Origin of the sequence: Skermanella rosea (assembly GCF_016806835.2) — a bacterium.
GTDB classification, from domain to species: Bacteria; Pseudomonadota; Alphaproteobacteria; order Azospirillales; family Azospirillaceae; genus Skermanella; species Skermanella rosea.
Genome location: NZ_CP086111.1, coordinates 4,968,685 through 4,988,370, shown reverse-complemented (window position 1 = coordinate 4,988,370; position 19,686 = coordinate 4,968,685). Strand labels below are relative to the sequence as shown.

Below are 19,686 nucleotides of genomic sequence, written 5' to 3'. Positions count from 1 at the left end.
CTCTTGGTCGGTCCCACGGGCTCCCTTCGCTGGCATGATCCAGATCAGGTTCTATGGGTATGATCTCAGCACGGGCGGATCGGCCCGGCACCCCAGCCTTCGTGACGCGACAGTGACAGTCCGGCTTGGCCCCGTCAAGGCTCGGCCAGCCCTATCCGAAGGAGAGCGCCCGGCCGTTTAATCTAATACTTTTGACGTAGATCATTGCCGCTGCAACCCTGGCGCCCGATTGTCCGCGATTGCAACTGGGGGGATGACCAATGAACACTCGCGAGCTGTCCGACGCGCGGGCTCAGCCCGACGCGGCCCCGTCCCATGGCACGTCGGTCGAGCTGGCGCTCTGGCGGATCGACGGTGCCACGCAGCGCTCGCTCCGGCAGCTCGGCCCCCATGTCAACGCCGACCTGGACGGCATCCTCACCGATTTCTACGGCTTCCTGAAGCGCTTTCCCGAGACGGCGGAGCTGATCGCGGCGGAGGGCATGGTCACCCGCCTGATCTGCGCTCAGCAGGACCATTGGCACAAGCTGTTCGTCGACGGCATCGACGCCGGGTACGTGGAGCGGGTGCAGCGGATCGGGTCGGCCCACCACCGGGTCGGGCTGAAGCCGCGTTTCTATCTGTCGGCCTATTCCTTCATCCTGGAGCGGCTGGTCCGCTCGGTGATCGAGCGCAACCGCTGGAGCCGGCACGCCGCGGCCGACCAGGCGGCGACGCTGATCCGCACCCTCCTGATGGAGGCGGAGCTGGCGCTTTCCGTCTATACCCACACGACGACCGAGCAGCACGTGACGGACGAGCTGCTCGACCTCGCCGACACCTTCGAGCAGGAGCTGGACGACGCGGTCCAGCTGGTCCGCCGCAAGGCCGAGGCGATGGAAAGGGCCTCGACCGAGGTGTTGGGCGCCGCCCGCATGGTCAGCGAGGACGGCGGCCACGTCGCCGAGGCGTCCCACGAGGCCGACGTCAACGCCCAGACCATCGCCGCCGCCACCCAGGAGCTTTCGGCCTCCATCGCCGAGATCTCGCGGCAGGTGGACCGCTCGACCGGGGCCGCCCAGGACGCCACCGTCCGGTCCCAGGCGGCCCGCGACATCGCCAACAACCTGACCGACGTGTCCGACAGGATCGGCTCGATCGCCTCGCTGATCGAGAAGATCGCCAAGGAGACGCGCCTGCTCGCGCTGAACGCCAGCATTGAGGCGGCGCGCGCCGGCGAGGCCGGGCGCGGCTTCTCGGTCGTCGCGAACGAGGTCAAGCTGCTGGCCGACCAGACCAATGACGCCACGGGCAATATCCGGTCCGAGATCCAGTCGATGCAGAAGGCGATCGGCGACACGGTCAGCGCGATCGCCGACGTGGCCGGCCGGGTCGAGCTGGTCAACGACACCATCACCGCGATCGCCTCCGCCGTGGTCGAGCAGGACGCTGTCACCCAGGACATCGCCCAGACCGTGACCCAGACGGCCGACAGCGTGCGCCGGGTGCACGAGCGGATCGGCAGCGTCGCCACCCAGGCGGGACTGACCACCACGGTATCGACCCAGCTGCGCAACAACACGACTGAACTGGTCGAGCAGGTCGTCAACATCGAGAAGCGGGTGATCTCCAGCCTGCGCAACTCCCGCTTCGCCGAGCGCCGGCGGGCGATGCGCGTCACCGTGGACATCAAGACCGAATGCAGGGTGGACGGGCGCGCGGTGCCGGCCTGCGTCGAGAACATCTCCAGCGGCGGCGCCCAGGTCCGTCTGGCCGCCGGGACCGCCGGGCAGAACGCCCCCGTTTCCTTCGACCTGCCGGGCATCGGCGAGGTCACGGCCCGGGTCTCCACCGTGGAAGGGGAAGTGCTCCATGTCCATTTCGAGGACCTCGGCCCTGCCGTCCAGGCCGCGCTGACCGAGGCGCTGGACCGCTGGCACCGGGGCGACGAGGCGCTGATCGAGACCGTGCAGGCGGCGGCGCGCCAGATCTCCGGCCTGTTCGACGACACCATCGACGAGGGCGGCATCAGTGCCGCGGCGATGTTCTCCACCGCCTACCAGCCGATCCCCGGGACCGATCCCCAGCAGTACCTGACCGCCTACACGGAGCTGTGCGACCGCCTGCTGCCGCCGATCCAGGAATCGGTGCTCCAGAAGGAGACCCGGATCGATTTCTGCGTCGTGGTGGACCGCAACGGCTATCTGCCGACCCACAACCTGAAATATTCGCAGCCCCAGCGGCCGGGCGAGCCGGCCTGGAACACCGCCAACTGCCGCAACCGGCGCCTGTTCGACGATTTCACCGGCATCGCCGCCGCGCGCAGCCGGGCGCCAGCCCTGGTCCAGACCTATCGCCGCGACATGGGCGGCGGCAGGTTCCTGCTTCTGAAGGACGTCAGCGCCCCGATCCTGGTCCACGGCCGCCATTGGGGCGCCCTCCGCCTGGGTTGCCGGCCGACGTGACACCGCACAGCGGGGTTGATGCCGACGAGGGAAACCGGGGTCAGACCATCATTTCCCAACGGCGTAGGTTAACAACGACCATTCAGGGAAATGGTGGTCTGACCCCGGTTTCCCGGCGCAGGCCGGTCTCGAGCAGCCGGCCGCGCGTTTCGTCGTCCAGGAAGGCCGCTTCCAGCGCCGTCACCGTCGCATTGCGCAGGTACTCCTCACCCCAGCCGAACGCCTCCGCCGCGACCTCGTATTCCCGGCCCAGGGTGGTCGCGAAATAGGGCGGGTCGTCGCTGTTCAGCGTGACGGCGCAGCCGGCCGCGCGCAGGCGGTCCAGCGGGTGGTCGGCGTAGGAGCCGTATACCGCGGTGCGGATGTTGCTGGTCGGGCAGACCTCCAGCACGATGCCCTCGCCGGTGATCCGGCGGATCAGGTCGGCGTCCTCGATCGCGCGGACACCGTGGCCGATCCGGCTGACCGGCAGGTGGTCCAGGGCGTCGCGCACGCTCTCCGGCCCGGCGGACTCGCCGGCATGGACGGTGCAGCCCAGGCCGGCGTCGTTCCGGGCGATGGCGAAGACCGGGGCGAAGTCGGCCGCGGACAGGTGGTTCTCGTCGCCGCCCATTCCGAACCCGGTCAGCAGCCGGTGCCGGTGCCGGACGCAGGCCCTGGCGACCTCCAGGCCCCGCTCGACGCCGAAATGGCGGACGCAGGTGACGATCAGCCGGGCCTCGATGCCGAACTCGGCGCGGGCGTCCTCGAACCCCTGGACGATGCCGTCCAGGTGGTCCTGGAACGACAGGCCGGCCATCCTCGCGTGGTCGGGCGACGACATCACCTCCACATAGACGGCGCCCTCGGCGGCGCAGCGGCGCAGGTAGTCGTATGTGACGTCGCGGTAGTCCCGCGCGGTGCGGATCGCGGACGCGGCGTCGTCGTAGACCTTCAGGAAATGCAGGAAGTCGGTCCAGGCGAAGTGGCCCGCCTCCGTGAAGAGGCCGGGGGGCAGGGCCATGCCGTTGCGCTCCGCCAGCGCCCGGACCAGGTCGGGCGTGGCGGTCCCTTCCAGGTGGACGTGAAGCTCGGCCTTCGGAATACCCGGCATGGTCATGGCACCACGGCTTTCTCGGTGGTTTCGATGACCGGCCGGGGCTGCCGGCGGGTCTCCCGGTGAAGGATATAGAGCCCGCTGGCCGAGACGATCAGGGCGCCGGTGATCACCGCCGAGGTCGGCACGTCGGCGAACACCAGGTAGCCGAACAGGACCGCCCAGATCATCGCCGTATACTCGAACGGCGCCAGCACGGCGGCGGGGGCCGAGCGGAAGGCCTGGGTCATCATGATCTGCGCGACGCCGCCCAGGATGCCGACGGCCGCCAGCAGGCCGAACCCGGGCAGGTCGGGCGTCCGCCAGTCCGCGGCCATGCCGATCGCGCCGACCGCGACGCCGGTCAGCGTGAAGTAGCAGACGATCGCCGCGTTGGTCTCGGTCCGGCTCAGCTTCCGCACGAAGATCATGGCGAAGGCGTAGAACACGGCCCCCAGCAGCGGCACCAGCGCCACCGGGGTGAACATGCCGCTGCCGGGCTGGAGCATCACGACGACGCCGAGGAAGCCGACCCCGACGGCGCTCCAGCGGCGCCAGCCGACATGTTCGCCCAGCATCGGGCCGGACAGCGCCGTCAGGAACAGCGGTCCCGCGAAATGGATCGCGTAGACGTCGGCCAGCGGCATGTGCTTGAAGGCGTAGAAGAAGCAGACCAGCGCGCTGGCGCCGACCAGCGACCGCAGCACGTGCCCGCCCGGCCGGGACGTCCGCAGCAGCCGGATGCCGCCCGAGGTCGCCACCAGCACGCAGAGCGGCAGCAGGCCGAACACCGAGCGGAAGAACACGATCTGGAACGTGCCGTAGCTGGCCGACAGCCACTTGATCAGCACGTCCATCACGGCGAAGGCCACCAGGGCCAGGGTCAGCAGGCCGATGCCGCGGAGGGTCTCGGCCCGGGAACTTCCGGTTTCCTGTCGCACTTGCTATCGCGCCAGCCGTCGGGCGATCGGCGGCACCGGCGCCGGGGCGGAGCGTCCCACGGTGAAGGCGGCGCGGACCGCCTCGGCCGCGGCTTCGGCGGCTTCCTCGGTCCGGGCGTGGACGATCGCCAGCGGCGCGGCGTGCGGGCCGGTCGGCGTGCCCAGGCCCGCGACGTCGGACAGCCCCACAGCCGGGTCGATCGGGTCCTGGACGCGGGTCCGGCCGCCGCCCAGCGCCACCACCGCGACGCCCAGCGCGCGCGTGTCCACGGCGGTGACGAAACCTTCGTCGCGGATGCGAACCTCCCGCAGGAACGGCGCTTCCGCCAGATGGGTGTCGGGGTTCTCCAGCAAATCGGCCGGGCCGCCCAGGGCCGCCACCATGGCGGCGAACCGCTCCGCCGCCCTGCCGGTGGAGATCGCCTCGTCCACCATCACGCGGGCGGCGTCCGCGTCGCGCGCCAGGCCGCCCAGCACCAGCAGCTCGGCGGAGAGGCCGGCGGTCACCTCGTACAGGCGCCCGTCATGGCCGGCCCCCGTCAGCAGGTCGATCGACTCCCGAACTTCCAGCGCGTTGCCGGCGGTGCGGCCCAGCACCTGGTTCATGTCGGTCAGCAGCGCCACCGTCGGCATGCCGGCGCCGGTGGCGACCGTGGCGATGCTGTCGGCCAGGGCCAGCGCGTCGTCGAATTCCCTCATGAAGGCGCCGGAGCCGAACTTCACGTCCATCACCAGCGCGTCCAGCCCCGCCGCCAGCTTCTTCGACAGGATCGAGGCGGTGATCAGGTCCAGCGACTCGACCGTCGCGGTGATGTCGCGGACGGCATAGACGCGCTTGTCCGCCGGGGCGAAGGCGTCGGTCGCCCCGATGATGGCGCAGCCCACGTCGCGGACCACCCGCTCCAGCGTCGGCCGGTCGGGCAGGGAGACGTAGCCGGGGATGCTGTCCAGCTTGTCCAGCGTGCCCCCGGTATGGCCGAGCCCGCGGCCCGAGATCATCGGCACGAACCCGCCGCAGGCGGCGACCACGGGGGCCAGGATCAGGCTGACCTTGTCGCCGACCCCGCCGGTCGAGTGCTTGTCCAGGACCGGGCCGGGCAGGCCCAGCGGCTTCCAGTCCAGTACGGTGCCGGAACGGGTCATGGCGCGGGTCAGGGCAACCCGCTCCTCCAGGCCCATCTTGCGGAAGAATACGGCCATGCAGAAGGCCGCGATCTGCCCCTCGGTCACCGACCCGGCGGTGACGCCCTCGATGAAGCCCTTGATCTCGGCATCGGAAAGGGTGCCGCCGTCCCGCTTCTTGCGGATGATTTCTTGTGGAAGGATGGGGGGAAGCATGGATCGTTCCGTATCCCTAATAACCGCTGGAAGGCTTCTGCCCGGTCCTGCCATGGCCCAGGTCGGCCAGCAGCGCGTCCAGCAGCCCGCTGGCGCCGAAGCGGAAAGTGGCCGGCGTGGCCCAGCCCGGCCCCATGACGGTATCCGCCAGATGCAGGTATGCGGCGGCCCCGGCCGTGTCCCGGATGCCGCCCGCCGCCTTGAAGCCTACCGGGCGCCCGCAGTCGCGGATAACATCCAGCAGGATCGCCGCCGCCTCCAGGGTCGCCGCCGGCTGGAGCTTGCCGGTGGAGGTCTTCAGGAAATCGGCCCCGGCCGCCACCGCGTCGCGCCCGGCCTGCTCGATCAGGCCGGCGTCAGCCAGGCCGCCGGTCTCCAGGATCACCTTCATGAGGATCCCGTCGCCGCAGGCGTCCCGGCAGGCGCGCAGCACGTCATGGGGAACCGTCCGCTCCCCCGCCATGAAGGCGCGCCAGGGCAGCACCACGTCGATCTCGTCCGCCCCGGCCGCGATCGCGGCGCGGGTATCCGCGGCGACCTCGGCGGCGGGGGCGCCGCCGCCGGGGAAATTGGCCACGGTGGCGATAGCGACGCCCTTGTTCTCCAGAAGCCGTTTCGCGACCGGAATGAACCGCGGATAGATGCAGACGGCGGCGACGCTGCCCGCCGGGGTCACCGCCCGACCGCACAGTGCCGCGATCCGCTCGTCGGTGTCGTCGTCGTTCAGGCTGGTCAGGTCCAGCAGGGGCAGTGCCCGTGCCGCCGCATCCAATGTCGTCACCGGTCCAATCCTTCCAGGAATCCAACCACCAGCCGCTCCAGGTCCGCCGCCGCCGACGCCGCCGAGCGCAGGGTCTGGTCGTGGCTGACCTCGCCGTCGCCCAGGCCCACGCCCAGGTTGGTGATGACCGCGCAGCCCACGACCGTCAACCCGCAGTGGCGGGCGACGATGCATTCCGGCACGGTGGACATGCCGACCGCGTCGGCGCCCAGTGCCTTCAGCATCCGGACCTCCGCCGGAGTCTCGAAGCAGGGGCCGAGCCAAGCGGCGTAGACCCCTTGGGCAAGGTCGATCCCCAGCCCCTCCGCCGTCGCGGCCAGGTGCCCGGTCAGATCGGGGTCCCAGGCGTCCTTCAGCCCGGGGAACCGGGGGCCGAAGGCGTCGTCGTTGGGGCCGACCAGCGGGTTGGTGCCCTGCATGTTGATATGGTCGGTGATCGCCATCAACCGGCCGGGGCCGACCTCCGTCCGGAGCGACCCGGCGGCGCAGGTCAGGAACAGCGTCTCGCAGCCGGCCAGCTTCAGCGCCCGGATCGGCAGCCGGATCGCCGCAGGACCCGCGCCCTCGTACAGGTGGACCCGCCCCTGCATGCAGGCCACCTTCTGCCCGCCCAGGGTGCCCAGCACCAGCCGCCCGGCATGGCCGTGGACGCCGGGACGCGGGAAGCCGGGCAGGTCGGCGTAGGAGATCGCGACGGCGTCCCCGATCCGGTCCGCCAGCCCGCCCAGGCCGGAGCCGAGCACGATGCCGACCCGGGGCGTGAACCCCGGCGCCCGCTCCGCGATGACGGCAGCGGCATCGTGGGGAGTGGCCGACCCGTCCATGTCTCTCTCCCTATCCATCAGAAGCTCAGGTTCTCGGGGCCGAAGGACAGCGGCAGCAGTTCCTCCAGCGTCACCGTCCGGCGCAGCCCTTCCGGCCCGCAGACATGGATCTGCACGTCCGGCGCGCAGAATTCCCGCAGCCGCTGCCGGCAGCCGCCGCAGGGGGTGCAGAGCATGCCGTCGCCGGGCGTGCCGCCCATCACCACGACCTCGACGATCCGCCGGTCGCCGCCCGCGACCATCATGCCGATGGCGCTGGCCTCGGCGCACTGGCCCTGGGGATAGGCGGCGTTCTCCACGTTGGCGGCGGCGTAGAACCGGCCGCCGCCGGTGCGCAGGCAGGCGCCGACCGGGAACTTGGAATAGGGCGCATAGGCCCGCCGCATCGCCTCGCGCGCCAGCGGGATCATGGTGTCGAGACTGCTCATCGTTCCTTCACATAGGGTATGCCGCTGGCCTTCGGCGCCACCGCCTTGCCGACGAATCCCGCCAGCAGCAGCACGGTCAGCACATAGGGCAGCATCTGGATGAACTGTACCGGGATGATCCCGATTCCAGGGATGGCGACGCCCTGGAGCCGGATCTGCACCGCGTCGGCCAGCGCGAACAGCAGGCAGGCGAACAGCGTCGGCGCCGGACGCCACTTGCCGAAGATCAGCGCCGCCAGCGCCAGATAGCCCATCCCCGCGGTCATGTCGCGCACGAACCCCGCCCCCTGCGCGGTCGAGAGATAGGCGCCCGCCGCCCCGGTCAGCGCGCCGCAGATCACCAGCGCCTGGTAGCGGAGCCCGGCCACCGAGATCCCGGCGGTGTCCACCGCGCTGGGATTCTCGCCGACCGCCCTCAAGCGCAAGCCGAAGCGGGAGCGGTAGACCACCCAGGCCGCGGCCGGCACCGCCAGCGCCGCCGCATAGACCAGGATGTTATGCCCGCTGATCACCTCGCGGTAGAGGGGACCCAGCACCGGGACGGCGCCGCCCAGCGTGTCGGCCAGAGGCAGGGCGATGGACTCGAACCGTTCCCCCGACTGGAGGATCGGCGTCTGGCCGCCCTGCTGGAACCAGGCGAAGGCGAGGGTGGGGGTCAGCCCGGCGACCAGGATATTGATCGCCATGCCGCTGACCACCTGGTTGCCGTGGTGGGTGACCGTGGCATAGGCGTGGACCATCGACAGCAGGATGCCGGCGCCGACCGCGGCAAGCAGCCCCAGCCACGGGCTCCCGGTGACGGAGGCTGCGGCGGCGGCCGCGAAGGCCCCGGCCAGCATCTTGCCTTCCAGCCCGATATCGACCACGCCGGAGCGTTCGGCGAACAGCCCCGCCAGGGCGGCCAGCACCAGCGGCGCCGCGGTCCGCACCGTGCCGTCCAGGACCGAGAGGAGGGTGAGGTAATCCATCGCTTGGCCTTGCCTCCCTCTGCCTCAGCCCGCCGCCGCCGGCCGGCGCACGGTGCGCCGGAACAGCGCCTCGATCCGGGCCTTGAACAGGTTCTCCAGTGCGCCGGCGAACAGGATCACCAGCCCCTGGATCACCACCACCATCTCCCGGTTGATGGTGGGGAACTCGAACGCCAGTTCCGACCCGCCCTGGTACAGCGCGCCGAACAGCAGCGCCGCCAGCACAATCCCGACGGGGTGGTTGCGCCCCATCAGCGCCACCGCGATGCCGACGAACCCGACCCCGCCGGTGAAGCCCAGGATCAGCCGGTGATGGACGCCCAGCACCTCGTTCAGCCCGACGAAGGCGGCCAGCGCGCCGGAGATCGCCATGGCCAGGATGATGTTGCGCGACGGCGAGATGCCGGCATAGACCGCCGCCCGCTCGTTCTGGCCGACGGTGCGGATCTCGTAGCCCCAGCGGGTGTGCCAGACGAACACCCAGACCAGCGCGCAGCAGGCCAGCGCCCAGACGAAGGACAGGTTCAGCGGCGAGTTGGGGATCTCGATGCCGACCCGGCCCAGCGCCTCGTGCATGAAGGGCAGCCAGGTGGACTGGTCGAACTGCCGGCTTTCCGGCGACTGCTGGCCGGGGGCGATCAGCACGTCCACCAGCAGGTAGGTCATGATCGACGCGGCGATGAAGTTGAACATGATCGTCGTGATGACGATGTGGCTGCCGCGCTTCGCCTGGAGATAGGCCGGTATGTAGGCCCAGGCGGCACCGCCGAGGGCACCCGCCACGATCGCCACGGCCGCCACCACCGGCCACGGCATCCCGCCGAACGCCAGCCCGACCAGCCCGATCGCCAGCCCGCCGATATAGGCCTGTCCCTCGCCGCCGATGTTGAACAGCCCGCAATGGAAGGCAACCGACACCGCCAGCCCGGTGAAGATGAAGTTGGTGGCGTAGTACAGCGTGAAGCCGATCGCCTCCGGATAGCCGAAGGAGCCGTAGAGCAGCACTTCCATCGCGGCCAGCGGGTTCTCGCCGATCGCCAGGATCACGAGGCTGGAGACCACCAGCGCCGCCACGAGGTTGAGCACCGGCAGCAGGGCGTTGTTGACCCAGCCCGGCACCTCCCCGGGCTGCCCGAATCCCTTGCCGATGCCCGTCGCCGTCGTTCCGGATGCCATGCCGAGCGCCTGCCCCGATCGTTCCCGTTGACCTGGAACTTGCCCGGTTAGACCGGGCGAGGCAAGCGGGTTGGGGCGGCGGAAAGGAGACGGTCGCGAAACGGTCATATCTTTGATGGGTAGTCCCTATGTATAGTTGAACCCTGCGGCCATCGTGGGAAAGGGAAAGGCATGCCAGCCGACACGCAGGGAATTCCGGAAGGGCTGATCCGCCCGGGCGGCGCGCCGCTCTACGCCCCGGACCTGTTCCGCCCGGCCTACTGCCCCGCCCGGGGCGAGCGCTGGCGCCTCGACGTGGCGCCGCTCAGCCTGTGCCCCGGCTATTGGAGCGGCGTGCAGGTCGTGACCGACATGGCGGTGCTGACCCGCACCGAGGGCACCGGCGAGACCGCGGGCCTGCGCACCTGGATGTCGATGACCCCCATGGAGATCGAGAGCCAGGAACTGGGCTGCCGCGCCGCCTTCGGCCATACGGTGGTGATGGGCCTCGGCATGGGCTGGGCCGCCGCCAACTCGGCCCTCCGCCCGGAGGTCGCGGCGGTGACCGTGGTCGAGTTCGACCCGGAGGTCATCGCCATGATCGAGGCGGTCGGCGTCTTCGCCCAGCTCCCGCCCGACGCCGCCGCCAAGGTCGCCGTCGTCAACGCCGACGCCCTGTCCTGGACGCCCGAAGCGCCGGCCGACACCCTGCTGGCCGACATCTGGCTGCCGCTCAACGGCGACGACCGGGTGGAGCAGGTCCGCCGCATGCGCGCCAACACCGGCGCCACGAAGGTCTATTTCTGGGGCCAGGAAATGGTCATCGCCCGCCGCGCCCGCACCGCCGGCCTGCCCCTCGACACCGCCACGGTCGCCCGCATCGTCGCCGACCTGGACCTCCCCCTGATCGGCCCCGACCTCCCCGACTACCCCGACCGCATCGCCCGCGCGGCGGAGCGGTGGCTGAGCGAGGGGTAGGACGCGCGCATCCCCCCCGGGGAATGTACGCGAATGTCATCAAAGGACGCTACGGGGCGCGGGTTTCCGGTTTGGAGTGAACCCACTGCCTCGGTCGTATAGGTGCTGGTCGCCAAACTGGCGCGGCGGGGACGGGCGGACGGGATTTGCCTGGGGTGGATGTCAGCATTCGTCAGCATCCATGGGGGCGGAGCGCGGGAAAAACGCGACGGCGGCTCACCCCCTCCCCCTGGGGAATGTACGCGAATGTCAACAAACGACGCGGCGGGGCACGTGCTTCCGGTTCGCCGGGCCAGCCTTGGGCGCCTCCGGCGCGGTCCCGCCCGCGTTGGGGTTCATATTCACGATGCAAAGATCCGGCGCGAGGCGCCCCCAAATCATAGCAAGAACTGGTGAAGGAATGCTTTCCTGGGGCGTGCCCCCGGCAGGGCGGTGCGAACCGGGCCGTCGGGCGATCGGCGCTCAACAGGTACGGACCGGCCGAGTAGAGGCATGGCACCTCGTAGGTCGGCTATAGCGAAGCGGCAGCCGACACCGACGCTCCGGCTCCCATCCGAAGATCACCGTAGGGCGGTGCATTACGGCTCGGGCACGCCGAGATACTTAGCCCAGGCGACTAAGGCTCGCGAAAACTCGGGCGCGCGCCCGTACTTCCGTAATGCGACGGGCAACGCATCGGCCACCAGCGCTCGCGCTCCCTGAGCATCACCGAGATGCAGGAGCGTTCCGGCGAGATTGTTCATGCTGGTCAGGGTGTCGGGATGCTCGTCGCCCAGCACTCCGCGGCGGAGCGCCAGCACTTGCTCTTCGAGCGCCCTGGCGCCGCCATGGTTGCCCTGTGCCCCGAGCGTCAGGGCTAGATTGCTCATGCTGGTCAGGGTGTCGGGATGCTCGTCGCCCAGCACCCGGCGGCGGAGTGCCAGCACCTACTCCTGGAGCGCTTGGGCGCCACCGCGGTCGCCCTGTGCCCGGAGCGTTGAGGCCAGATTGTTCATGCTGGCCAGGGTGTCGGGATGCTCGGCGCCCAGCAGGCGTTTGCTTGCATCGACTGTTCGGCGGAAGTCCGCCGCCGCGTCGGCGTAGGCTCCCCGTGCACGATTGTAGTCTCCAAGCCACAGCAGGAGCGTGGCTGTCGGAGCGTCCGGCAGGTCCCCGGTCAGGGCGCGGGCGTGGGGGACCAGGGGCAGCAGGGCGGCGTGGTTGCGGATGTCGTCGGCCTGCCGCATCGACGCGTTTAGCCCGCCACGGCGGCATCGCGGATCGCGGGCGGCGGTTCGCCCTTGTGGAAGCGCAGGGTGCGGCTGACCAGCACGTGGACCGACGCGGCATCGCCGCCGTCCTCCCCATTGCCCGGTATGTGTTCGGCCAGGGCTTCCCGGGTGGCTTCACTGAGGGCGAGGGTAGCTTCGGCCAAGCCGTCGTCGCCGTCGGGCAGCCGGGCGAAGACACCGGCCGCCAAGGACAGGGGAATCGGCGCAGGGGCCAGCAGGGCGGCAAGATGCAGGAAACGCAGGCCCGCAGCGTCCAACCGGTCGATGCTGTCCAACAGGGTGGCCGCGATCTGCTGCGCATGGCCGGTCGGCAGGTCGCCGGCCAGTTTGGCAGCCAGCTTCGCGGCCAACTCTGTCGCGTCCTTGGCGGGATCGCGCAGCCGGTCGCGGAAAGCCTGGTAGCCCAGCATTGCGACGGCGGCACCCGCCACGTCCACCGCCAGGGCGTGGTTGCCGAGGAGCGCCAGGATTTCCCGCGCCGCCGCCTTTTCCACGTCGGTGACCGGAAGCCTTCGCGTGGTCAGAAGTTCGTGGGCTTCGGTGTCCGACAGCAGCCCCAGCCGGTGGACGAAGCCCGCTCCGCCCGGCCCGGTGCCGCGGGAGGTGACCAGGGTTGCGCCGTTGGCGGTGGGGGCGCTCCAGGCGTTCAGGTCGGCCGTGCCGGCGTCCGGCGGCAGGTCGTCCACGATCCACAGATAGCTGTCCAGTTCAGCTAACTTCTCCTTCAGCGCGCCCTCGACCTCATGCGGCCCCAGGCCGGCGACCGCGATGCCGAGGTTTCCGGCGAAGCCCTGCCGCTGCGTGCCCAGGTCCTGCCCCCGGGCGGCGTTGAGCCAGAAGATGCCGCCGGGATAGGCCGCGCGGAAGCGGCGGGCGTATTCCTCTGCCAGCAAGGTCTTGCCGATGCCGCCCATGCCCTGCACCTGGACCAGCCCGACGCTCTCGCCGTTGATCAGCGCGATCCGGTTCTTCGACAGTTTCTCGTCGATCCACCACATGTCGGGAAAGCGGCCGACGAACCGGCTGGACCCGGCGCGCGGGTTGCCGCCGTACCAGTGCAGGCGGCCGAGCGTCCGGATCTCGCCGAAGCTGCCGGCCAGCCCGTCCAGCAGGGCGGCGGCCCGGCCGGCCAGTTGCTCCGCCGGGATGCCGCGCGCATCGACGTATTTCTTCGCCAGGATGTCGGCCGGATGGAGGTGCCCGATGCCCGCCTCCGGGTTCAGCGCCAGGATGCGGCGCTCGACCGTCCTGCCGTCGGGGAACTCGTGCCGGGCGGCGATCAGGGCGGAGGTCAGCTCCCACTGGCAGGCGCGGCGGGTCGGGTATGTGGCCGAGTACCAGGCCACCAGCATCCGCGCGCGGCCAAGCCCCTCCACGATCCGCCGCACGATGGAGTCGCCGTCCGTGATCTCCGTCTCGTCATGGAAGACGCGGAGGTTCCGGGCCTTCAGCGCCGTGATGACCGGCAGCGCCGCGTCGCGGTCGGCGTGGGCGTAGCTGAAGAAGATATCGTATTCCATCGCCCGCCCCGTCCGGAACCGCCCGGCCGCGACGGCGCCCAAGCCTTGCAATCAACCGATGCGAGCATGATAGCAGCGACAGAACCCGAGCGGGAGCATTATTGCGCCAAACCGTTCCGAAACCTGCGCATAATTTGACATGCGCGCGAATTCGGATCAGAATTCGCGCGCCACACCATCCAGACGTGGCGGCCGAGCCGAAGAGCGGGAACTCCTAGGCCCGGCCTGACCATGAATGCCACTTGTCGAAGGCGATACATCCATGGCTGCCCAGTTGATTAGCACAAACGGAGTGCTCGCGCTCCGGTCATTGTTACCCCCGCCGCGGCGACCCCGTTCGTCGCGGCGGGGGGCTCCCTCCGTCGTCAGGCCGGCGGCGCGGGGGTAGGCATCATGCCACAATCAGGAAGGTACGAGGCCCGGTTCGACGCCGGGCTGGGGGATATGCGCGTGTTCGACGCCGACGGCGCGCCGCTGACCGACGACGATGCGGTCTACCTCGTCAACATGCTGGGCGAAGCGGTGGACGAGATGGACCGCCGAGGCTTCGACCCCAACACGGCCCGTTTCACCATCGACCGGCGGGTGCCGGCCGGGATAGCGGGAGGGGCGCAAACGTAATCCAGGTTCTTGCCACAGATTACGGCGATGGACAAAGATACGGCTCCGTTTATCTGAGTATATCGCCGTTATCTGTGGCCAAACCCCTTCCTCCCGGCCCAGCGTCGTCCAGGGCAGGCCGGAAGCGACGCCCAGCACCGATGCCTCCCTTTGACACGGCCCATGGGATGCTCCATCATCCGCCAACCGACCATGGGGATGATGTATCATGCGCTCCGGTGTCTTGGACACAATGCCGGCCAAAGTGAGGAGGGGCTTGAAGAAGCTCGGCGCCGACATCGCCGTCGCCCGCCGGAAGCGCCGGCTGACGGTGGTGATGATGCTGGAGCGGACGAGCCTGTCCAAGCAGACCTATCAGCGTATAGAGAAGGGCGACCCCGCCGCATCCATCGGCGCCTATGCGATGTGCCTGTTCGCACTGGGTTTCAACGATCCCTTCGGCGACATCGCCGACATGCGGGACGATGACACCGGACTGCTGCTCGACAAGGAACGCTTGCCGAAGCGCGTCCGCGTGCCGAAGGGGGATGGAGCGTTGTGAGGCGCGACGTGAATGTCTGCCTGGGTGACGCCGAACATCCGGTCGGAACGCTGTACTTCACCTCCGACTCACGGCGCCAGGCGAGCGCGTTCGAGTATCATCCGCGCTGGCTGGCCTCCAAGGAGCGCTTCCAGATCGACCCCGCACTGCCGCTTGTCCGCGGTGCCCAGTACCGGGGACGGGGCGGGTCGGAGCGCGCGTCGGTGTTCCACGGATGTTTCGCGGACAGCGAGCCGGACGGCTGGGGCATCCAGGTGATCCGGCGCGATCACGCGAAGTCCCTCAAGGAGGCCGGCAAGGGGGCGGCGGATGGCCGTCCGCTCGACGGCCTCGACTTCCTGCTGGCGGTCGATGACGTGAGCAGGGTGGGCGCCTTGCGGTTCGAGGTCGGCGGCAAGTTCGTCCGGGTCCCGGACCCGGGCAAACGCGGCACGCCGCCGCTGATCGAGCTGGGCGATCTGCTGACCGCCACCAGGGCCGTCGAAACCGGAACTGAAACCGCGCGGGACCTGGCCTATCTCCGGGGCAAGGGGACTTCGCTGGGCGGCATGCGCCCGAAATGCTCCGTCATTGACGACGACGGCTTGCTGAGCATCGCCAAATTCCCGAGCGTGGGAGACACCAGGGCGGTCACCCTGGGAGAGGTGCTTGCCCTGAAGCTGGCGAAGCTGGCCCGCATCGATGCCGCCGAGGCGCGGATCGTCCATTCCGACGATGTTCCGGTCACGCTGGTCAGACGCTTCGACCGCGATGGCGGCAAGCGGTTCATGTATGCCTCGGCCAGGACGATGCTCCAGATCGACGACGATCAGGAGCACTCCTACACCGAGATCGCCGACGCCATCGTCCGGAACTGCCGGTACGCGGACCGGGACCGGGAGGAGATGTGGCGCCGCATGGCCTTCACCGTCCTTATCAACAACGTGGACGACCACATGAACAACCACGGCTTCCTGCACATCGGCGGAGGCAAGTGGCGGCTGTCGCCCGCGTTCGACGTCAACCCGTTCCCGGACAAGGCGCGCGTCCTGAAGACCTGGATTTCCGAGGAATCGGGTGCCGACGCCTCCATCGCCTCCGTGATGGCGGTGGCGGGCTATTTCAAGCTGAAGCCCGCGCGGGCGCGGGAAGTCCTGCTCGACGTGGTGCAAGCCGTCGGGCGGTGGCACCACGTGGCGAGCGAGCCGGCTATCGGCATGACGGCGCGGGAGATCGAGCAGTACGAGAACGCCTTCGAGCACGGGGAGATGGCGGCGGCCGAAAAGGAGCTGCGCGCGCGGGTGCCCGGCGCGTATCCCGTGCTGCCTACGGGGAACGGGGACACCGAGGGCCTGGATGCATGATCATCCCAGACCCGGCTCCGGCGCGCTGGGGGACGCCCCGATGTCCTTCCGGGAGGCGCTGAACTCCCGTTCCGCCTCCCAGATATCGACGACATTTTGCAGGTTGAGCCAAAGGTTCGGCGCGGTGTCGAGGCGGTGAGCCAATCTTACGGCTATGGCCGGCGCTGGCGTTTGATCATGACGGAGCCATGCTCCTTATGGGGTCAGGCTTCCGCCGGGTGCCGGCCGGGATAGCGGGAGGGGCGCAAATATAGTCCAGGTTCTTGCCACAGATTACGGCGATGGACAAAGATATGAACCGGATCATCCGTCGGCTGTCCGGCACGGTTGTTGCTGAGTGCTCACAGGGCTGAACGATAGGCAGAATCTCCCCCTTTTCGTCATACCCGGACTTGATCCGGGTATCTCCCCGCACGGCGGCGCTGATGGAGTCTGCAAGCGATGACCGGGTCAAGCCCGGTCATGACGATAAAAGGAAGAATTCTCTACCAGAAAAGCACCCTCTGATTGAGAAAGCAATCGCCGTGCCGGACAGCCGTGGACTTGATCCGGCCATCGTTCGCGGGAAGCCTCGAAGCCTCCGTGCCTTGAGATCCGCGGGTCGAGCCCGCGGAGGACGAACCGAAGGAAAAAACAGTCGCTAGAAATGTTCTCAATGGTTGATCGGCAATCGCCGTGCCGGACAGCCGTGGATCATCTGAGTATATCGCCGTTATCTGTGGCCAATTTTCGTTGTTTCACTCCAACGTCGTCCAAGGCAGGCCCGAAGCGGCACCAGACGCGTCGGCGCGGTTTGAACGGCGGGTCGCTCAATATTTCGTAGCGCCAAGGACAGCTTGGAACACTTCCTCATGGCGATTCGCTTCCTCTTCCGTCTCCCCATCACCCCTCCGCACTCCCGACCAGCCGCCATACCGGCACCGCGCCGATGCCCTTCAGCTCCGCCGTGCCCAGCGGCTCCACCTGGAAGCGGTCGCCCAGCGCCTCCCGCGTGCTGGACGAGACGGCGATGGTGCCGGGGGAGGCCCGCGACTCCAGGCGGCTCGCCAGGTTGACCGTATCGCCCCAGACGTCGTAGGCGAACTTGTGCGTGCCGATCACGCCGGCGACCACGGGGCCGGTGTTCAGGCCGACGCGCAGCCCCAGGCCGGGATGGTCGCGCAGGGTCTCCGCCATCGCCTCCATCATGCCCAGCGCCACCCGGGCCGCGGCGCCGGCATGGTCGGGCAGGCCGGCGGGGGCGCCCGCCACCGCCATGTAGCCGTCGCCGATGGTCTTCAGCTTCTCCACCCCGTGGGCCGCGCACAGCGCGTCGAAGCGGGAGAACAGGCCGCCCAGCACCTCCACCACCTCGGCCGCGTTGCGGTCCGACGCGAAGGCGGTGAATCCCGCGATGTCGGCGAACAGGACCGTCACGGCCTCCAGCCGGTCGGCGATCGGCCGCTCCCCGGTCTTCAGCCGCTCGGCGACGCTGGCCGGCAGCACGTTCAGCAGCAGCGCGTCGGACCGGGCGGCCTCGCGCGCCGCCGCACCCCGGGCGATCTCCGCCGACCAGTAGAGATAGACCACCAGCACGCCGACGCAGGCGGCGACGATCACCACGCTGGTCCGGACCTCCGCCAGGTTGGCGGCGGTGGCCGGGGCATAGGGCGGATGGCCCTGGTGGATCCAGACCTGCATGAAGACGATGACGCCGACGCACAGCGCGCAGGCAGCGGCCAGCGCCAGGCGCTCCGTGCGGGCGAACAGCAGCGCCGGGCCGGCGAACAGGCACATGGCGGCGAGCACGTCGATTCCCGTCCCCGGCCCCAGCATCACCGTCATGATCCCGACGACGCCGCAGCCGTAAAGCACCATCCCCATCCGCCCGGCCAGCATCCATCCCGCCCGCACGCACAGCAGCGAGCTGACGGCGAGCGCCAGCAGGGCGCCGGTGATCCAGGCGGCCAGCCGGTTGAAGGCGGCATATTCCTCTCCCGGCCACGGGAACGCGATGTTCTCCACGGCCATGAAGGCCGCCAGCACCGTGATGAGCCAGGCGAAGATGGTCGCGTTCCGCAGGGGACCGGGCGCCGCGGCCAGCCAGCGGCGCCGGGCCGGGGCTGCCGCCATGCCGGTCGCCAGGGGACCCGGGCCGGCCGGGATGTCCGGAGTCTGATGCGCGGTCACGAACGGAACACTCCCCGTCGGTTGATCGGAGTCGCGCGCCATCGGCGACATTCCCGCCGATCATACAGCTTTCCGCCAGCCGGGCCAGGGCCGGTGGAGAAGACCGACTGGTTTGTTTTGTTTCAAACAAACCAAGGGTTCCCGCCTTTTCCGGCCGACGGTAATAGAATAATCACGATGTTGTGAACAGCATCACGATTTCAGTGAGCGGATGTGAATTATAAAGGCCGCCGAATAAGAACATTGTGGTGTGGATACGGACGTGGTCCGGAAGTCCCCACCACTTGGCAGGGTTTCACGATGTCTCGAAGCGCAGTACGCCCGCTGATCGTCGCTTTGGCCGCCCTGGCGGCGGTCGGCTCGTTCTCACCGCCCGCCCTGGCGAAGGAAGCCGTGATCTATACCGGTTTCTTCAGCAGCGTCGCGGTCGGCGGCTACGACCCCGTCGCCTATTTCACCCAGGGCCGGCCGGTCGAGGGCAGCAAGGAATTCTCGACCCGCTGGATGGACGCGGAATGGCGCTTCGCCAGCGCCGCCAATCGCGACCTCTTCATCGCGGCGCCCGAGAAATACGCGCCCCAGTACGGCGGGTACTGCGCCTGGGCGATCGCCCAGAACAAGACCGCGTCGGGCGACCCGAAGCTGTGGAAGGTGGTCGACGGCAAGCTGTACCTGAACTACGACCAGGACGTCCAGCAGCGGTGGGAGAAGGACATCCCGGGCTTCATCGCCAGCGCCGACCGCAACTGGCCCGCGGTCCTGGGCAAGTGAGGGGAGACCGTCGATGACCGATCGCAGACGCCGGTTCCTCGTCGGAGCCCTGTCCCTCTACATCGCCTTCGTCTTCGTGCAGTCGCTGTTCTTCAAGTTCACCGACAGCCCCGAGACGCAGCACATCTTCGGGACGCTGGACGCCTGGGCCGCCGGGTTTGGCTTCGCCGGGCTGTTCGCCCCGACCGGGCCGTTCAGCCAGTACGTGGTCGGCTCGGCCGAGCTGGTCGCCTCGGCGCTCCTGATCGCCGGGCTGTTCACCGGCCGGGTGCTGCTCCAGGGGGCGGGAGCCCTGCTGGCGCTGGGCGTCATCAGCGGCGCCATCTTCTTCCACCTGTTCACGCCGCTGGGCGTCCAGGTGGTGAACACCGACGGCAGTCTGGACGGCGGCGAGCTGTTCGCCCTGGCCTGCGGCGTCTGGATCGCGTCCGCCGCCATCCTGGCACTGCGCCGCGCCGATCTCCTGGCGCTCCTGCCGTTCGGGCGGTCCGGCGCCCGCCTGGGAAGGAGCTGACGGG

The 19,686-nt window shown here is 69.3% G+C and carries 19 protein-coding genes and 1 riboswitch; of the genes, 7 read left to right on the top strand and 12 right to left on the bottom strand.

All coding sequences use genetic code 11. The features are described 5' to 3' along the window. Window positions 1-4: 4 nt before the first annotated feature. Window positions 5-105: riboswitch (TPP riboswitch) on the bottom strand. A 155-nt stretch (window positions 106-260) separates the two neighbouring features. Then, window positions 261-2,444, top strand: a complete 2,184-nt coding sequence (locus tag JL101_RS23285) for a methyl-accepting chemotaxis protein (RefSeq protein ID WP_203097927.1) — start codon at window positions 261-263, stop codon at window positions 2,442-2,444. Between the two features lie 82 nt (window positions 2,445-2,526). Here JL101_RS23285 and JL101_RS23280 read toward each other — a convergent pair whose 3' ends face one another. Genes JL101_RS23280 through JL101_RS23245 form a run of 8 tightly spaced genes read right to left on the bottom strand, consistent with a single transcriptional unit; the run spans window position 2,527 to window position 9,975 of the window. After that, window positions 2,527-3,543 carry an adenosine deaminase gene (locus JL101_RS23280; protein WP_203097926.1) on the bottom strand — a complete coding sequence of 339 codons (1,017 nt, stop codon included), beginning with the start codon at window positions 3,541-3,543 and terminating at the stop codon, window positions 2,527-2,529. Then, a complete protein-coding gene (locus JL101_RS23275) occupies window positions 3,540-4,460 on the bottom strand; it encodes a DMT family transporter (protein ID WP_228435100.1) in 921 nt (306 codons plus the stop codon). The genes JL101_RS23280 and JL101_RS23275 overlap by 4 nt, the downstream gene beginning before the upstream one ends. 3 nt (window positions 4,461-4,463) lie before the next feature. Beyond that, window positions 4,464-5,798 (bottom strand): thymidine phosphorylase, encoded by a 1,335-nt coding sequence (deoA, locus tag JL101_RS23270; protein WP_211111153.1) that lies wholly within the window; start codon window positions 5,796-5,798, stop codon window positions 4,464-4,466. Window positions 5,799-5,814: 16 nt separating this feature from the next. After that, window positions 5,815-6,579, bottom strand: coding sequence for a deoxyribose-phosphate aldolase (deoC, locus tag JL101_RS23265; RefSeq protein WP_228435098.1), 765 nt, complete (start codon window positions 6,577-6,579; stop codon window positions 5,815-5,817). After that, a complete protein-coding gene (locus JL101_RS23260) occupies window positions 6,576-7,403 on the bottom strand; it encodes a purine-nucleoside phosphorylase (RefSeq protein ID WP_203097925.1) in 828 nt (275 codons plus the stop codon). The genes deoC and JL101_RS23260 overlap by 4 nt, the downstream gene beginning before the upstream one ends. Before the next feature lie 17 nt (window positions 7,404-7,420). After that, window positions 7,421-7,831 (bottom strand): cytidine deaminase, encoded by a 411-nt coding sequence (gene cdd, locus JL101_RS23255; RefSeq protein WP_203097924.1) that lies wholly within the window; start codon window positions 7,829-7,831, stop codon window positions 7,421-7,423. Continuing rightward, complete coding sequence (locus JL101_RS23250; RefSeq protein WP_203097923.1) at window positions 7,828-8,799, bottom strand: ABC transporter permease; 972 nt, start codon at window positions 8,797-8,799, stop codon at window positions 7,828-7,830. The genes cdd and JL101_RS23250 overlap by 4 nt, the downstream gene beginning before the upstream one ends. Before the next feature lie 24 nt (window positions 8,800-8,823). Beyond that, window positions 8,824-9,975: an ABC transporter permease gene (locus JL101_RS23245; RefSeq protein WP_203097922.1), complete on the bottom strand. Its 1,152-nt coding sequence runs from the start codon at window positions 9,973-9,975 to the stop codon at window positions 8,824-8,826. Window positions 9,976-10,146: 171 nt separating this feature from the next. On the opposite strand from JL101_RS23245, the gene JL101_RS23240 reads away from it, so the two are divergent. After that, complete coding sequence (locus JL101_RS23240) at window positions 10,147-10,932, top strand: hypothetical protein (RefSeq protein ID WP_203097921.1); 786 nt, start codon at window positions 10,147-10,149, stop codon at window positions 10,930-10,932. Between the two features lie 578 nt (window positions 10,933-11,510). Here the strand turns inward: JL101_RS23240 and JL101_RS36570 are convergent. From JL101_RS36570 to JL101_RS23230, 3 genes are read right to left on the bottom strand one after another with little or no spacing between them, the layout of a single operon-like run. Beyond that, the gene (locus JL101_RS36570) at window positions 11,511-11,858 is read right to left on the bottom strand and encodes a tetratricopeptide repeat protein (RefSeq protein WP_203097920.1); all 348 of its coding nucleotides are present in this window, start codon (window positions 11,856-11,858) and stop codon (window positions 11,511-11,513) included. Continuing rightward, window positions 11,859-12,158, bottom strand: coding sequence for a tetratricopeptide repeat protein (locus JL101_RS36565; RefSeq protein ID WP_203097919.1), 300 nt, complete (start codon window positions 12,156-12,158; stop codon window positions 11,859-11,861). Window positions 12,159-12,166: 8 nt separating this feature from the next. Beyond that, entirely contained in the window at window positions 12,167-13,723 is a 1,557-nt protein-coding gene (locus tag JL101_RS23230; RefSeq protein ID WP_203097918.1) for a toll/interleukin-1 receptor domain-containing protein, read from the bottom strand. Between the two features lie 393 nt (window positions 13,724-14,116). On the opposite strand from JL101_RS23230, the gene JL101_RS23225 reads away from it, so the two are divergent. The 3 genes from JL101_RS23225 to JL101_RS23215 all read left to right on the top strand — a co-directional run bounded on the left by JL101_RS23225 (window position 14,117) and on the right by JL101_RS23215 (window position 16,228). Beyond that, a complete protein-coding gene (locus JL101_RS23225; protein ID WP_203097917.1) occupies window positions 14,117-14,344 on the top strand; it encodes a hypothetical protein in 228 nt (75 codons plus the stop codon). Between the two features lie 256 nt (window positions 14,345-14,600). Beyond that, entirely contained in the window at window positions 14,601-14,885 is a 285-nt protein-coding gene (locus JL101_RS23220) for a hypothetical protein (RefSeq protein ID WP_203097916.1), read from the top strand. After that, on the top strand, window positions 14,882-16,228 hold the full coding sequence (locus JL101_RS23215) for a type II toxin-antitoxin system HipA family toxin (RefSeq protein ID WP_203097915.1): 1,347 nt from the start codon (window positions 14,882-14,884) through the stop codon (window positions 16,226-16,228). Before JL101_RS23220 ends, JL101_RS23215 begins: the two co-directional genes overlap by 4 nt. 882 nt (window positions 16,229-17,110) lie before the next feature. On the opposite strand, the gene JL101_RS23210 is transcribed toward JL101_RS23215, so the two are convergent. Continuing rightward, window positions 17,111-18,397, bottom strand: coding sequence for an adenylate/guanylate cyclase domain-containing protein (locus JL101_RS23210; protein ID WP_203097914.1), 1,287 nt, complete (start codon window positions 18,395-18,397; stop codon window positions 17,111-17,113). A gap of 300 nt (window positions 18,398-18,697) precedes the next feature. On the opposite strand from JL101_RS23210, the gene JL101_RS23205 reads away from it, so the two are divergent. After that, window positions 18,698-19,168 (top strand): YHS domain-containing (seleno)protein, encoded by a 471-nt coding sequence (locus tag JL101_RS23205; RefSeq protein WP_203097913.1) that lies wholly within the window; start codon window positions 18,698-18,700, stop codon window positions 19,166-19,168. Between the two features lie 13 nt (window positions 19,169-19,181). Further along, the gene (locus JL101_RS23200; RefSeq protein WP_203097912.1) at window positions 19,182-19,682 is read left to right on the top strand and encodes a hypothetical protein; all 501 of its coding nucleotides are present in this window, start codon (window positions 19,182-19,184) and stop codon (window positions 19,680-19,682) included. Window positions 19,683-19,686 lie beyond the last annotated feature (4 nt).

Coding starts and splice junctions, on each gene's coding strand:
- JL101_RS23245 (WP_203097922.1), bottom strand. CDS start 9,975: ATGGCATCCGGAACGACGGCGACGGGCATCGGCAAGGGATTCGGGCAG.
- JL101_RS36565 (WP_203097919.1), bottom strand. CDS start 12,158: ATGCGGCAGGCCGACGACATCCGCAACCACGCCGCCCTGCTGCCCCTG.
- JL101_RS23250 (WP_203097923.1), bottom strand. CDS start 8,799: ATGGATTACCTCACCCTCCTCTCGGTCCTGGACGGCACGGTGCGGACC.
- JL101_RS23225 (WP_203097917.1), top strand. CDS start 14,117: ATGCCACAATCAGGAAGGTACGAGGCCCGGTTCGACGCCGGGCTGGGG.
- JL101_RS23230 (WP_203097918.1), bottom strand. CDS start 13,723: ATGGAATACGATATCTTCTTCAGCTACGCCCACGCCGACCGCGACGCG.
- JL101_RS23200 (WP_203097912.1), top strand. CDS start 19,182: ATGACCGATCGCAGACGCCGGTTCCTCGTCGGAGCCCTGTCCCTCTAC.
- cdd (WP_203097924.1), bottom strand. CDS start 7,831: ATGAGCAGTCTCGACACCATGATCCCGCTGGCGCGCGAGGCGATGCGG.
- JL101_RS23205 (WP_203097913.1), top strand. CDS start 18,698: ATGTCTCGAAGCGCAGTACGCCCGCTGATCGTCGCTTTGGCCGCCCTG.
- deoA (WP_211111153.1), bottom strand. CDS start 5,798: ATGCTTCCCCCCATCCTTCCACAAGAAATCATCCGCAAGAAGCGGGAC.
- JL101_RS23280 (WP_203097926.1), bottom strand. CDS start 3,543: ATGACCATGCCGGGTATTCCGAAGGCCGAGCTTCACGTCCACCTGGAA.
- JL101_RS23240 (WP_203097921.1), top strand. CDS start 10,147: ATGCCAGCCGACACGCAGGGAATTCCGGAAGGGCTGATCCGCCCGGGC.
- JL101_RS23285 (WP_203097927.1), top strand. CDS start 261: ATGAACACTCGCGAGCTGTCCGACGCGCGGGCTCAGCCCGACGCGGCC.
- JL101_RS23260 (WP_203097925.1), bottom strand. CDS start 7,403: ATGGACGGGTCGGCCACTCCCCACGATGCCGCTGCCGTCATCGCGGAG.